The sequence below is a fragment of the Pseudomonas sp. 18.1.10 genome, assembly GCF_024655625.1.
Classification (GTDB): Bacteria; Pseudomonadota; Gammaproteobacteria; order Pseudomonadales; family Pseudomonadaceae; genus Aquipseudomonas.
The window spans coordinates 1-13,939 of the sequence record NZ_JANLGL010000157.1; the positions used below are offsets into that span (position 1 = coordinate 1).

Annotated in this window: 15 protein-coding genes; 14 read left to right on the top strand and 1 reads right to left on the bottom strand. The window is 60.6% G+C overall.

What is annotated here, in order from left to right; all coding sequences use genetic code 11:
- Window positions 1–96: 96 nt before the first annotated feature.
- Complete coding sequence (locus NUV89_RS21825; protein WP_017739254.1) at window positions 97–1,761, bottom strand: electron transfer flavoprotein-ubiquinone oxidoreductase; 1,665 nt, start codon at window positions 1,759–1,761, stop codon at window positions 97–99.
- A 506-nt stretch (window positions 1,762–2,267) separates the two neighbouring features.
- On the opposite strand from NUV89_RS21825, the gene NUV89_RS21830 reads away from it, so the two are divergent.
- From NUV89_RS21830 to NUV89_RS21895, 14 genes are all read left to right on the top strand, one after another.
- A complete protein-coding gene (locus tag NUV89_RS21830; RefSeq protein ID WP_017138339.1) occupies window positions 2,268–3,017 on the top strand; it encodes an electron transfer flavoprotein subunit beta/FixA family protein in 750 nt (249 codons plus the stop codon).
- A 2-nt stretch (window positions 3,018–3,019) separates the two neighbouring features.
- On the top strand, window positions 3,020–3,949 hold the full coding sequence (locus NUV89_RS21835; protein WP_257782934.1) for an electron transfer flavoprotein subunit alpha/FixB family protein: 930 nt from the start codon (window positions 3,020–3,022) through the stop codon (window positions 3,947–3,949).
- A 73-nt stretch (window positions 3,950–4,022) separates the two neighbouring features.
- A complete protein-coding gene (locus tag NUV89_RS21840; protein ID WP_257782935.1) occupies window positions 4,023–4,838 on the top strand; it encodes an ABC transporter substrate-binding protein in 816 nt (271 codons plus the stop codon).
- A gap of 9 nt (window positions 4,839–4,847) precedes the next feature.
- Complete coding sequence (locus NUV89_RS21845) at window positions 4,848–5,210, top strand: DUF4398 domain-containing protein (protein ID WP_026137113.1); 363 nt, start codon at window positions 4,848–4,850, stop codon at window positions 5,208–5,210.
- A complete protein-coding gene (locus NUV89_RS21850) occupies window positions 5,207–6,022 on the top strand; it encodes an OmpA family protein (protein WP_257782936.1) in 816 nt (271 codons plus the stop codon). The genes NUV89_RS21845 and NUV89_RS21850 overlap by 4 nt, the downstream gene beginning before the upstream one ends.
- A 286-nt stretch (window positions 6,023–6,308) precedes the next feature.
- Window positions 6,309–7,748, top strand: a complete 1,440-nt coding sequence (locus NUV89_RS21855; RefSeq protein ID WP_017739249.1) for a PLP-dependent aminotransferase family protein — start codon at window positions 6,309–6,311, stop codon at window positions 7,746–7,748.
- 104 nt (window positions 7,749–7,852) lie between these two features.
- Complete coding sequence (locus NUV89_RS21860) at window positions 7,853–8,317, top strand: translation initiation factor 2 (RefSeq protein WP_257782937.1); 465 nt, start codon at window positions 7,853–7,855, stop codon at window positions 8,315–8,317.
- A gap of 162 nt (window positions 8,318–8,479) precedes the next feature.
- The gene (locus tag NUV89_RS21865) at window positions 8,480–8,734 is read left to right on the top strand and encodes a YkgJ family cysteine cluster protein (protein ID WP_026137112.1); all 255 of its coding nucleotides are present in this window, start codon (window positions 8,480–8,482) and stop codon (window positions 8,732–8,734) included.
- A 41-nt stretch (window positions 8,735–8,775) separates the two neighbouring features.
- On the top strand, window positions 8,776–9,381 hold the full coding sequence (locus tag NUV89_RS21870) for an START domain-containing protein (RefSeq protein ID WP_257782938.1): 606 nt from the start codon (window positions 8,776–8,778) through the stop codon (window positions 9,379–9,381).
- Between the two features lie 103 nt (window positions 9,382–9,484).
- Window positions 9,485–9,721, top strand: a complete 237-nt coding sequence (locus NUV89_RS21875; protein ID WP_257782939.1) for a hypothetical protein — start codon at window positions 9,485–9,487, stop codon at window positions 9,719–9,721.
- Window positions 9,722–9,934: 213 nt separating this feature from the next.
- Window positions 9,935–10,276, top strand: coding sequence for a ribonuclease E inhibitor RraB (locus tag NUV89_RS21880; protein WP_015885395.1), 342 nt, complete (start codon window positions 9,935–9,937; stop codon window positions 10,274–10,276).
- A gap of 400 nt (window positions 10,277–10,676) precedes the next feature.
- Window positions 10,677–12,086, top strand: a complete 1,410-nt coding sequence (locus NUV89_RS21885) for a circularly permuted type 2 ATP-grasp protein (RefSeq protein WP_257782940.1) — start codon at window positions 10,677–10,679, stop codon at window positions 12,084–12,086.
- A gap of 4 nt (window positions 12,087–12,090) precedes the next feature.
- Complete coding sequence (locus NUV89_RS21890) at window positions 12,091–13,041, top strand: alpha-E domain-containing protein (RefSeq protein WP_026137110.1); 951 nt, start codon at window positions 12,091–12,093, stop codon at window positions 13,039–13,041.
- Window positions 13,038–13,841 carry a transglutaminase family protein gene (locus tag NUV89_RS21895; protein WP_257782941.1) on the top strand — a complete coding sequence of 268 codons (804 nt, stop codon included), beginning with the start codon at window positions 13,038–13,040 and terminating at the stop codon, window positions 13,839–13,841. The genes NUV89_RS21890 and NUV89_RS21895 overlap by 4 nt, the downstream gene beginning before the upstream one ends.
- Window positions 13,842–13,939 lie beyond the last annotated feature (98 nt).

The following is a 13,939-nucleotide window of genomic DNA, read 5'->3' on the forward strand; positions in this document are numbered from 1 at the left end:
AATTCACCACCGCTATCGCAGGCAAGCCAGCTCCCACAATTGACCGAGTTGTGTCAGTTATAAAAAAGGCTCCCATTTGGGAGCCTTTTTTTTGGCTTACATATTCGGGTAAGTCGGCCCACCCGCGCCTTCCGGCGTGACCCACGTGATGTTCTGCGAAGGGTCCTTGATGTCACAGGTCTTGCAGTGCACGCAGTTCTGGGCGTTGATCTGGAAGCGCTTCTCGCCATCTTCCTTGGTAATCACCTCATACACGCCGGCCGGGCAGTAGCGCTGCGCCGGTTCATCGTAGAGCGGCAGGTTGGTGCCGATCGGGATGCTTGGGTCCTTCAACTTCAAGTGGCACGGCTGCTCTTCTTCATGGTTGGTGCTGGAGAGGAACACCGAGCTCAGCTTGTCGAAGCTCAGCTTGCCGTCGGGTTTCGGGTAGTCGATCTTCTGGCTGTCTTTCGCCAGCTTGAGGCAGGCGTAGTCCGGCTTGGTGTCGTGCAGGGTGAACGGCATCTTGCCGCCGAGGATGTTCTGGTCGAACCAGTTGAAGCCGGCGCCGATGATCGGGCCGAACTTGTGCATCGCCGGGCCGAAGTTGCGGCTGGCGAACAGTTCTTCGTACAACCAGCTGGATTTGAAGCTGTCGACGTAAGCGGTCAGTTCGTCACCGCCCTCGGAATCGGCGAACAGGCGGTCGGCCACGGCGTCGGCGGCGAGCATGCCGGATTTCATCGCGGTGTGGCTGCCCTTGATCTTGGCGAAGTTCAGGGTGCCGAGGTCGCAACCGATCAGCGCGCCGCCGTTGAAGACCATTTTCGGCAGCGAGTTCAGGCCGCCTTTGCAGATGGCGCGGGCGCCGTAGCTGATGCGCTTGCCGCCTTCCAGGTATTGGGCCAGCACCGGGTGATGCTTGAGGCGCTGGAACTCATCGAACGGCGACAGGAAGGTGTTGCTGTAGGACAGGTCAACGATCAGGCCGACCACCACCTGGTTGTTTTCCAGGTGATAGAGGAACGAGCCACCGGTGTTCTCGTTCTTCATGATGTCCAGCGGCCAGCCGGCGGTGTGCACCACCAGGCCTGGCTGATGCTTGGCGGGGTCGATTTCCCAGATTTCTTTCAGGCCGATGCCGTAGTGCTGGGCGTCGGCGTCGCTGTCCAGGTTGAAGCGCTGGATCAGTTGCTTGCCGATATGGCCACGGCAACCTTCGGCGAACAGCGTGTACTTGCCACGCAGCTCCATGCCTGGGGTGTAGACGCCTTCTTTTGGATGGCCTTCGCGGTCGACGCCGAGGTCGCCGGTGATGATCCCGCGCACCACGCCGTTTTCGTCGAACAGCGCTTCCTGGGCGGCGAAGCCTGGGTAGACTTCCACGCCCAGGTTCTCGGCCTGCTGGGCCAGCCAGCGGCACAGGTTGCCCAGGGAGATGATGTAGTTGCCTTCGTTGTGCATGGTCTTGGGCACAAAGAAGTCGGGAACCTTGGTGGACGCTTCGGGGCTGCGCAGTACATAGATGTCATCGCGCACCACGGGGGTGTTGAGCGGGGCGCCGAGCTCTTTCCAGTCCGGGAACAGTTCGTTCAGGGCGCGTGGTTCAAACACGGCACCGGAGAGGATATGCGCGCCGACTTCGGAGCCTTTCTCGACCACGCAGACGCTGATTTCCTTACCGGCTTCGGCGGCCTTCTGCTTCAGGCGGCAGGCGGCAGACAGGCCCGCCGGGCCAGCGCCGACGATGACCACGTCGAATTCCATGTATTCGCGTTCCACAGGTTATCTCCTACTCAAGGCTCAACAGGCTTTTTTTCTAATGGGGTGGAGGTTTGGTGTCGTCTGGCGCGAAGGCCCGACCCACCTTTCTCTCTAGGTGGCGCATTATATATAGACCACTGCGAGCGTCCAATACAAACGTTTGTTTGAATTGGCCGCAGGCTAGGTAAATCAAAGCAACGCGGCTTATGACTGGCTATTTTGGCGTATTGACCAGAATAGGCGTTCCGGTCAATATACGGTCGGTTTCGCGCTTACCGTAGGCGGACTGCAGGTTTCAAGAGCACGTCCAAAAGCAAGACAGGTGACGCGCGCCACAACCCGGGCGCGCAGTTTACACGCTGCGATAAAGAATGACCTCTCAGTCACCACTGACGAACGGTCATCATTTCCCGTGAGCAAGGTCATCCGCCGAGGTTTTTGGAGGTGCCCTTGTGTGCCGATGAGCATCAACCGCCAGGTTCGCCTAGGCGACTTTCTTTTCACCGGAGAGTAACGAGGAATCCATGAAGGTTCTTGTAGCTGTCAAACGCGTTGTCGATTACAACGTGAAAGTTCGCGTCAAGGCGGACAATTCCGGCGTCGATCTTGCTAACGTCAAGATGTCGATGAACCCTTTCTGTGAAATCGCCGTGGAAGAAGCCGTACGCCTGAAAGAAAAAGGCGTGGCAACTGAAATCGTCGTGGTTTCCATCGGTCCTACCACTGCTCAAGAGCAGCTGCGTACCGCCCTGGCCCTGGGTGCCGACCGCGCCATCCTGGTCGAGTCTGCCGAAGACCTGACCTCACTGGCCGTGGCCAAGCTGCTCAAGGCCGTTGTCGACAAGGAACAGCCTCAGCTGGTGATCCTCGGCAAACAAGCCATCGACAGCGACAACAACCAGACTGGCCAGATGCTGGCTGCCCTGACCGGTTACGGCCAAGGCACCTTCGCCTCCAAAGTCGAAGTGAGCGGCGACAGCGTCGCTGTGACCCGTGAAATCGACGGCGGCGCCCAGACCGTTTCCCTGAAACTGCCGGCCATCGTCACCACCGACCTGCGTTTGAACGAGCCGCGCTATGCGTCCCTGCCAAACATCATGAAAGCCAAGAAGAAGCCGCTTGAGTCGGTCACTCCTGAAGCTTTGGGCGTTTCCACTGCCTCCACCAACAAGACTGTAAAAGTTGAAGCACCGGCTGCACGCAGCGCGGGCATCAAGGTCAAGTCGGTGGCTGAACTGGTCGAGAAACTGAAAAACGAAGCGAAGGTAATCTAATCATGACTATCTTGGTAATCGCTGAACACGACAACAAGGTTGTGGCCCCGGCCACCCTGAACACCGTGGCCGCTGCCGCTAAAATCGGTGGCGACATCCACGTGCTGGTTGCAGGCCTTGGCGCTGGCGCCGTGGCTGAAGCCGCTGCGAAAATCGCTGGTGTGAGCAAGGTACTGTTGGCCGACAACGCCGCTTACGCTCACCAGCTGCCGGAAAACGTTGCCCCGCTGATTGCAGAGCTTGGCGCTGGCTACAGCCACATCCTGGCTGCCGCGACCTCCAACGGCAAAAACATCCTGCCACGCGTTGCCGCGCAGCTGGACGTTGACCAGATCTCCGAGATCATCTCGGTTGAAAGCGCTGACACCTTCAAGCGCCCGATCTATGCCGGTAACGCCATTGCTACCGTGCAATCGACCGCTTCGGTAAAAGTCATCACCGTGCGCGCCACCGGTTTCGACCCGGTTGCCGCCGAAGGTGGTTCGGCTGCCGTTGAAGCCGTCGCGGCTGCCCACGACGCTGGCACTTCCAGCTTTGTTGGCGAAGAGCTGGCCAAGTCGGATCGTCCTGAGCTGACCGCTGCCAAGATCGTCGTTTCCGGCGGCCGTGGCATGCAGAACGGTGACAACTTCAAGCACCTGTACGCCCTGGCTGACAAGCTGGGCGCTGCGGTCGGCGCTTCCCGCGCGGCCGTCGACGCAGGTTTCGTACCCAACGACATGCAGGTCGGCCAGACCGGCAAGATCGTTGCGCCACAGCTGTACATCGCGGTCGGTATCTCCGGCGCGATCCAGCACTTGGCCGGTATGAAAGACTCCAAAGTGATCGTTGCGATCAACAAGGACGAAGAAGCACCGATCTTCCAGGTGGCTGATTACGGCCTGGTCGCGGACTTGTTCGACGCCGTACCCGAGTTGGAGAAGCTGGTCTAATCCAGCCGCTTCACTTATAAAGAGCCCGGTCCTTGTGACCGGGCTTTTTTTTGACTGGCTGGAGAGCTTCCCCATGGAATTGCGTCGCTGGACTGTACTGCTGGGCCTCACGCTGCTGCCAGGCCTGACGCTGGCCGCCGGCAAGTGCGAACGCCTGGTTGTCACCGGCAGCCCGGACGCACCGCCCTTGCTGTGGCGCGACCCCCAAGACCCCACGCGCCTGATCGGTGCCACCGCCGATGTGTTGCAACAAGTGGCCAAGGACCTCGGCCTCAAGGTTGACCTGCTCTACGGCGGCAAACGCTCCCTGGCCCTGGACGAAGTGCGCAGCGGGCGCATGGACATCCTCGCCGATGCGCCGCTGAACCTGGGCGAACTGGACACCCTCGACTACATCCACCCGGCCCTGGTGCACACCGATTACCTGGTGTGGACGCGCAAGGACTCGGCGCTGGCCTACACCACCGCCGCCGACTTGCACGGGCACAGGGGCGCAGTCTCGGAGCGTGCACGCTTGAGCGCCGGTTTCGAAACCTTCGCCGGCCAGCAACTCACCCTGCAACGTTTGCCCAGCTTGACGCCGGCCTTCCAGAAACTGCTGCTCGGCGAAGTGGACTACGTCCTCGCCGGACGTTACTCCGGCATGGCCATGGCCCAGACCCTGGGGATGAGCAATGACTTGATCGCGCGTGAAGTGCCGGTCGATCAGCCCGGCCTGTACCTGGCGATTTCCCACAACTCCGCCTGCAATGATCCATGGCTGCGCGGACAGTTGGCCAAAAAGATGACAGAATTGTCGACCTCCGGTGTGGCGCAAGCAGCGTTGCAGAGCAATCTGGAACGTTGGAAAGCGCAATTGCAGCAACCTGTCGGCACCCCAGCAAAGTAAGGATTTTCAGTGACTCTTCGACCTCTTTTCGCGGCCCTCGCCGTTGTAGCTCTGGCGGGATGTGCGAGCGATCCTGCGCCGATTGAACAAATGCGCCTCACCCAGCAAGCCCTGGAGCAAGCCAGTGCCGTAGGTGCCAACGCGGATGAATCGGCTGAATTGAAACTGGCCGAAGCCAAGTTCGCCCGGGCCCAGGGCAGCATGGCCGATGAGTCCTACAAAAATGCGCGCATGCGCGCCGAACAGGCTGAACTGGATGCGCGCCTGGCCGAAGCCCAAGTATTGACCCGCAAGAGCCAGGAGCAGTTGAACGTGCTTAACACCCGTATCACGCGCCTGCGCAAACAGTTGCAGTTGGGAGAAGCCCAATGAGCACGCTGATTCGTGGTTTGAGCTGTGCGTTGCTGGTGAGCAGCGCGGTGCTGGGCGGTTGTGCCAGCCATCCCAACAGTGAGCAGGCGTTGCAGCAGGCGGGCAGCGACTTCCAGAAGGTCAAGGAAGACGCCAACGTGCTGCGCTTTGCGCCCAAGGATGTGATCCGCGCCGGCGAGTCCTTGGCCCGTGCCGACCGCCTGTCCAGCTACTGGGGCAGCGGCAACGACGTCGCGCATTACGCTTACCTGAGCCAGCGCTACAGCGCCATCGCCCGCGAGCACACCGAACAGGCGCTCAACGCCGAACGGGGCGCCAAGCTCGAACTGGAACGCCAGCGCCTGCAACTGGCCCTGCGTGAAAACAAGCTGACCAGCGTGCAGCAGCAGGGCAAATGGCTCGAAGAACAGATCGCCAGCCTGACCACCACCCAGACCGATCGCGGTTTGGTGATGACCCTGGGCGACGTGCTGTTTGATACCGGCGAAGCCGAGCTGAAAAACTCGGCGAACCGCACCGTGTTGAAAATCGTCCAGTTCCTGCAACTGAACCCCAAGCGCGTGGTGCGTATTGAGGGTTACACCGACAGCACCGGTGGCGAGCAGGAAAACCTCAAACTGTCCCGTGACCGTGCGCAATCGGTGGCCGATGTGCTGGTGGACCTGGGGATCGATGAAAAACGCATTCAGGTCGAGGGGTATGGCGACCAGTATCCGGTGGAGGCCAACGCGTCCGAGCGGGGCAGGGCGCAGAACCGTCGGGTAGAGATTGTGTTCTCCGACGAGAAAGGCCAACTGGGCGCTGCTCGCTAAAAGCCAGCTACCAATTCAAATGTGGAGTGGGCTTGTGTGGGAGCGGGCTTGCTCGCGAAGACGGTGTGTCAGTTACAGATATTTCAACTGATCCACCGCTTTCGCGAGCAAGCCCGCTCCCACATTTTGTTGGGTGTACACCCAAAAAATGCCTCACTACCCTTACAGTTTTTACTGTCACTCCCGCCCGCGCTCGACTATTGTGGCAACTGTCCCCGTACACTTCTAAACTGTGCCGGTATGTTTCACACAAAAATAAAATACCCGTGAAATCGAGTGCTGCGTCATGACCAATCTGTTGCTCTACCAACGTATCGCCCAGCAACTGGCTGAGGATATCCGGCGCGGTGTCTATCAACCGGGCGAGCGCGTGCCTTCGGTGCGCAAGATGAGCTCCCAGCTCAACGTCAGCCATGCCACGGTGTTGCAGGCCTACGCCAACCTGGAAGACCAGGGGCTGATCCGCGCGCGGCCGCAGTCTGGCTATTACGTGCACCAGACGCCAGCACTCACCGCGCCAACGCCAGACATCGCCCGTGTAGAGCGCCCGGGGTTGGTCACCCGCAGCAGCATCATCCAGCAAGTATTGGTCGAGTCGCGCCGCGAAGGCGTGTTCCCGTTGGGGGCCGCCGTGCCGAGTGTCGATTACTTGCCGGTGCGCGCACTGCACCAGCAGTTGGCCAAGGTCACGCGCTTCCAGAGCCCACGGGCGTTCAGCTACATGTTCAGCCCCGGTTTCGAGCCGCTGCGGCGCCAGGTAGCGATCCGCATGCGCGATGCGGGTGTGGTGGTGGACCCGTCCGAAGTAGTGATTACCCACGGTTGCGTGGATGCGTTGCAGATGTCGCTGCGGGTGCTGACCCGGCCCGGCGACCTGATCGCTGCGGAATCGCCGACTTATTACGGGTTGCTGCAACTGGCTGACCTGCTCGGCCTCAAGGTCATCGAAATCCCCAGCGACCCGGCGTCGGGCATGAGCCTGGAAGCCCTGCAACTGGCGGCCAACCAATGGTCGATCAAGGCCCTGGTGCTGACCACGCGCCTGAGCAATCCCCTCGGCGGCACCATGCCCGAGGAGCGGCAGAAACAGTTGCTGCGCCTGGCCTCGGACTTCGATATCCAGATCGTCGAGGATGATATCTACGGCGAGCTGATGTTCGAAGTCGGCCGCACCAAGGCCCTGAAAGCCTATGACCGCCTGGATCGGGTGATCTACTGCTCGAGCTTTTCCAAGACCTTGTCCCCGGGCGTGCGCATTGGCTGGATGATTGCCGGCAAATACCAGCAGGAAATCCAGCGCTTGCAGATGTTCAGCACCCACTCGGCGTGCAGCGTCACGCAGATGGGCGTCGCGGCTTACCTGGAAAACGGTGGGTATGATCGCCACCTGCGCTATATCCGCCAGGAATACCGCAAGAACCTCAACGCCTTCCAGCTGGCGGTGCAGCAGTACTTCCCCGAAGGCACGCAGATGACCCGCCCCAGTGGTGGTTTTATCCTGTGGGTCAGTTTGCCGGGGCGGGTCAATACCCAGGAACTGCACGTACGCGCCCTGCAACAGGGCATCAGCATTGCGCCGGGGCTGATTTTCAGTAATACCGAGCAGTTCAACCACTGTATTCGCCTCAACTGCGGCACGCCGTGGAACCGCGAGGCAGAGCGCGCGCTGATGACCTTGGGGATGCTCGCCAGCCAGTTGTGCCAGGAAACCGCAGCCGGCTTTTGAACCCCGGAACAGGGGCATGATCGGTAGCGGGCTAATCACCACGCTTGTCATGCCGCGCACAACAAGCGAGCATATGGCCCTCTGCCGTTAATGCTGTTGGCGATATGACCTCTATTTTTCGCGCTGTCTGGGTGATTGGCCTGCTAAGCCTGTGCAATGTCGGCACCGTGCTGGCGGCGGCGCCTGTGACTGAACGCGCGCCCGCTTCAGCCGAGCAAAAGACGCCGGCGAAAAAAGCCCCGGTGGTGAAAAAGAAAGCGCCTGCAGTGAAAAAACGCGCAGCGAAAGCCAGCAAGTCCGCCAACGAAGTGGCCCAGACTAAATTGCCACCGGCACAGTTGGACCTGTCCCTGCCTTCGGACATGGTCAGGCACTTGCAGCCCATTGGCACCATGCCCAAACCCAAGAGCGTGCCCCTGCTGCCGCCGATGTTCGGTGAGAAACCCACCGACAACAGCGCCTTCCAGATCAACGGTCGCCTGCTCAGCAATGAGATGAAGCTGCAACTGCGCAACGAAGAGCGCCGTGACGTGGAAGGCGCAGCGTTGGAATTCGAGTTCAAGCAGTAAACTTTTCCCACAAACGTGACGGCGCCCTTCGACCATCTGTCGCAGACTGGTCAGTCACTTTTGTTTTCTGCGAAAAACCCCTGTTAGACCATTTTAAAACGGCTGTTTAAGGGCGTACTCTAGCCCGGCCATCCACATTGAGTCGTCGAGGACCTGCTGGTCATGAAATGCCGTGAAGGCTGTGGCGCTTGCTGCATCGCCCCCTCCATCAGTTCGCCACTCCCCGGAATGCCCCAGGGCAAACCGGCGGGCGAACGCTGCCTGCACCTGTCGGTCGAACAGCTGTGCCAACTGTTCGGGCAACCGGAGCGACCGGCGGTGTGCAGTGATTTCAAGGCGGATATCGAGGTCTGCGGCACCGACCAGGCCGACGCGATCCGTTTGATCGGCTGGTGGGAGCAGATGACGGCGGCTTGATGGGCTTTACTATCGGAACTTCAACAATAAGGAATACAACAATGGGTTCGCTGAAACGAATGGCTGTGTTGTGCGGTTTTACGGTGTTGTTTGCTGCCACGGCCCAGGCTGAGGATTGGCAGGTTGCCAAGGACGAAGACGGGATCAAGGTGTCGTTGAGCGAAGTCGCCGGCTCCAAGTACAAGGCGTATCGCGGTGTGACCACGATCAAGGCACCGGTGGCCAAGATCCAGGCGCTGCAAGAAGACGTGGCGGGCGCCTGCTCCTGGATTCACGAGTGCAAATCGCAAAAACTGCTCAAGCAGGAAGGCGACAAGAGCTGGACCTACACCCAGTTCAAGGCCCCGTTCCCCGTCACTGACCGTGATTCCATCCTGGAGATCACCACCTCCAAGGCCGCCGACGGCACGCTCACCCGCAAGCTGCTGGAAGTGCCCACCTATCAGCCGGAAGTCAAAGGCTACGTACGTGTCGCCCAGGTCGAAGGTTTCTGGAAACTGGTACCCAAAGGCGACAACCTGACCGAAGTCACCTACCAGGTGCACACCGAGCCAGGTGGCAGCGTGCCGTCATGGTTGGCCAACAAGTTCGTGGTGGACGCGCCGTTCAACACCTTGAAAGCCCTCAAGGATCACGCCGAGAAGTAAGCGCAGTTGATCCGGTGCCTCCGGCCTTGAGTGGAACGTTTGGCGAACCCTCAAGGTCCAGATAGATGTGAGCCCACACGCGGGCTTTATCGAGGAGGCACCGATGCAAACGTGGAAAATTACCTTCGTTGACGATCACGGCGAGACCTCGGAGGAGCAGTTTGCCTGCACTGAAAAACCCAGCCTCGAAGACGCCGCGCAGATGATCCGCAACAAGCTGGTACCGGTCGCCGCCGAACTTGACCTCAACGACCTTGAGGGGCGCAAGCCTGAACCGACGGTCAAGATCCTCAAAGACCAGAACAGCATTCAAATCCTCGACATCTCGCCTGCCGCCTGAACATTCCCTGATTGCCATTAAAGCGCCTCTGGTGGAGGTGATAGCTTCGCGCTACTCTGCAATCGAGATCAGCGAATGAATCGCTAAGGTCTGGTCTTGTCAGCTACATGCTTGTTTTCCAGCGGTGTTGTCATTGCCGTAGTACCCACGCTGTCACGGCGTGGGCTTCGGGAAGCACGGAAAGTCTATCCATCGGTTAGAGGAGCACTTTTCATGAGCACAGCCTATCAAGAAGACATCAGCACCAACGTTCTGCGCCGCATGAAAGAAGGCGGCTTCGACTTCTCGCGTTTTCACCCCATTGAGTTCTACGCCATTTTCCCGGATGAGGAACGGGCGCGCAGGGCTGCGGGCGAGTTTCGTGGGGAATCCCTGAATGCCCAGGTCAGTGCGCGCGACGATGGCGCCTGGTACCTGGAACTGAGCAAGATCATGTTTGCCACCTACGACGGCATCGGCGACTTCGAGCAAGACTTTGAAGCCGTGGTCGAACCGCTGGGCGGGATCATCGAAGGCTGGGGCGTCAAGCAGGAGGTGCGTGGGTTACCCATGTAACAGGATGAGAAACACAGCGTATCGGCTGACCTTAGGGTCGGCCGATTTTGTTTGTGCCGCAGGCAAACTTTGCGGAACTTGCGCGCCCTTTTTCAGCACCAAAAAAAAGCCACCCAGCAAGGGTGGCCTAAAGGGAAGAGCGATGTACTGAAAGGAGCGGGTTCAGCAGATGAGCGCGATTATCCGCAGGCTTGGCCGGGCAGTGAAATCAACTCTGACTATGCTGTTGATAGTCAAAGCTCGCATTGCGATGAAGCGTACGACAGGACAGCGGGCATTCCTCGCACCAGGACGGTGCGGCCGGATTTCTGTTTTTATTCAACTCACTGATTTTTAAGTGTTTATGCCGCTGGCACGGGCCTTGCGATGGTTCTTGCGTCCGGGTGACAAGGAGTACGGCATGATCCGCACTTATTACGATGAAATGTACGATGGGGCAGGGCAGGTGCGCCCCCATTACCGCGAGTTCGCCCGCTGGTTGGCCGAAACCCCTGCTGAACTGCTGGCCCAGCGCCGGCGCGAAGCCGATTTGCTGTTTCACCGCGCCGGGATCACCTTCACCCTTTACGGCGACGAACAGGGCACCGAGCGCCTGATCCCCTTCGACACCATCCCGCGCAGCATTCCTGCCAGCGAATGGCGGATTGTCGAGCGCGGCTGCATCCAGCGGGTCAAGGCGCTGAACATGTTTCTCGCCGACCTGTACCACGAGCAGCGCATCATCAAGGCCGGGATCATCCCCGCCGAGCAGGTGCTGGCCAACGATCAGTACCAGTTGGCGATGCAGGGCCTGGACCTGCACCGCGACCTGTATTCCCACATCTCCGGGGTCGATCTCGTACGCGATGGCGACGGCACCTACTACGTGCTGGAAGACAACCTGCGTACCCCGAGCGGCGTCAGCTACATGCTCGAAGACCGCAAGATGATGATGCGCCTGTTCCCCGAACTGTTCGCCGCCCAGCGCATCGCCCCCATCGACCATTACCCCAACCTGCTGCTCGACACCCTGAAAAGCTCCAGCCCCCTGGACAACCCCAGCGTGGTGGTGCTTACACCGGGGCGCTTCAACAGCGCGTTCTTCGAACATGCCTTCCTGGCCCGGGAAATGGGTGTGGAACTGGTGGAAGGCGCCGACCTGTTCGTGCGCGACGACCGCGTCTTCATGCGCACCACCGACGGCCCCAAGGCAGTGGATGTGATCTATCGCCGCCTCGACGACGCCTTCCTCGATCCACTGGCGTTCAATCCCGACTCCATGCTCGGCGTGCCCGGCCTGCTCGCGGCCTATCGCTGCGGCAATGTGGTGCTGGCGAACGCCATTGGCACCGGGGTTGCGGATGACAAGTCGGTGTACCCCTTCGTCACCGATATGATCCGTTTTTACCTGGATGAAGAACCCATCCTGAAGAACGTTCCGACCTTCCAGTGCCGTAAGCCCGACGAACTGTCCCACGTGCTGGCCAACCTGCCGGATCTGGTCGTGAAGGAAACCCAAGGCTCCGGCGGTTACGGCATGCTGGTGGGCCCGGCGTCCACGGCGGCGGAGATCGAAGCCTTCCGTGCGCGTATCAAGGCCAAGCCCCACGCCTATATCGCCCAGCCCACCTTGTGTTTGTCCACGTGCCCGACCTTTGTCGAAAATGGCATCGCGCCGCGCCATATCGACCTGCGCCCGTTCGTCTTGTCCGGCAAGGAAACCCGCGTCGTGCCGGGCGGCTTGACCCGTGTGGCATTGCGCGAAGGCTCGTTGGTGGTCAACTCGTCCCAGGGCGGCGGCACCAAAGACACTTGGGTGGTGGAGGACTGATGCCATGCTGAGTAGAACTGCCTCGGATCTTTATTGGATGTCACGCTACCTGGAGCGCGCGGAAAACCTCGCGCGCATGCTCGATGTCAGCTATTCGCTGTCGCTGATGCCCCAGGACGGGCGCGGTGATGGCCTGCATGAGCTGGCGATGCCGCTGCTGATCACCGGCACCCTGGATGATTACCGCGAGCGCCACGGTGAATTGCACGCCGAACACTTGCTGCACTTTTTCGCCCTGGATGCGGCCAACCCGGCGAGCATCTACAGCTGCCTCGGCGCGGCGCGGGCCAGCGCCCATGCCGTGCGTGGGCGAATCACCGCCGACATGTGGGAAAACATCAACGCCACCTGGCTGGATATTCGCGATATCGCCCAGCAAGGCTTGAGTCGCTACGGCATGAGCCGCTTTTGTGAGTGGGTCAAGGAACGTTCCCACCTGTTTCGCGGCGCAACCTACGGCACCATCATGCGCAACGACGCCTTTCGGTTTATCCGCCTGGGCACCTTTATCGAGCGGGCCGACAACACCCTGCGCCTGCTGGATGCGCGCTACGAAATGGCCGGCGACCAGGCTGCCGCAGTCACCGACGGCACGGCCCACGCCTACTATCAATGGAGCGCCTTGCTGCGCGCGCTGTCGTCGTTCGAGGCCTACACCGAGATCTACCGTGATGCGCCTGGCGCGCGGCAAGTCGCCGAGTTGCTGCTGTTGCGCGCCGATGTGCCGCGTTCGCTGCGCGCCTGCAGCGAAGAAATCGACCAGATCCTCGCCAGCCTGCCCGGCCTCAACGGCCGCCCGGCCCAGCGCCTGGCCGCCGAGATGGACGCGCGCCTGCGCTTTACCGCCATCGATGAAATCCTCGAGGAAGGCCTGCACGCCTGGCTGACCGACTTTATCCCCTTGGTGCGCCAGTTGGGCGACGCCATCTACAGTTCCTACCTGGAGGCCGCATGAGACTCTCCATCAGCCACGAAACCACCTACCACTACGACGACCAGGTTCGCGCGAGCATCCAGTACCTGCGCCTCACGCCCCACGACAGCGAGCGCCAGCACGTCCTCAGCTGGCAGCTGGACCTGCCACGCCCGGTGCGTGCCCAAGTGGACCCGTTCGGCAATATCCTGCACGTGCTGACCCTGGACGAACCCCACGACGCCATCATCATTGGCGCCCGTGGCCAGGTCGACATCGACGAGCTGCGCGAAGCCGAACACGAGAGCCAGTCCGCGTTCCCGTTCCTGCGCAGCACACGCCTGACCGAGGCCGACGAGGCCCTGCGCGGCTTTGCCTTGCAGCACTGCCAGCAACGTCGCGACCGCAATGCGTTGATCGACCTGATGCAGGCGTTGAATCACTCGATGGTCTACACCCCCGGCGCCACCGAAGTGGACACCAGCGCCGCCGAAGCCTTCGCGGGCCGCGCGGGCGTGTGCCAGGACCACACCCACGCGTTCCTGGCCTGCGCCCGCAGCCTGGGGGTGCCGGCGCGGTATGTGTCGGGGTATTTGTACACTGAGGACTGTGCGCACCTGGCCAGCCACGCCTGGGCCGAAGCCTGGCTGGATGACGCCTGGTACAGCTTTGACGTGACTAACCAGATGGCACGGCCCGAGCGGCATTTGAAGCTGGCCGTGGGTCTGGACTACCTCGACGCCTGCCCGGTGCGCGGTATGCGCCGGGGCGGCGGGCATGAGCAGATGCATGCGAAGGTATTCGTGGCGCCGACGCCGGTGATTGCGGTGCAGCAGCAATAATCTCCAGAGCGAAGCAGATCAACTGTGGAAGCTGGCTGATGTGGGAGCGGGCTTGCTCGCGAAGGCGGTGTATCAGTTAGAAGATCTTTGACTGACCC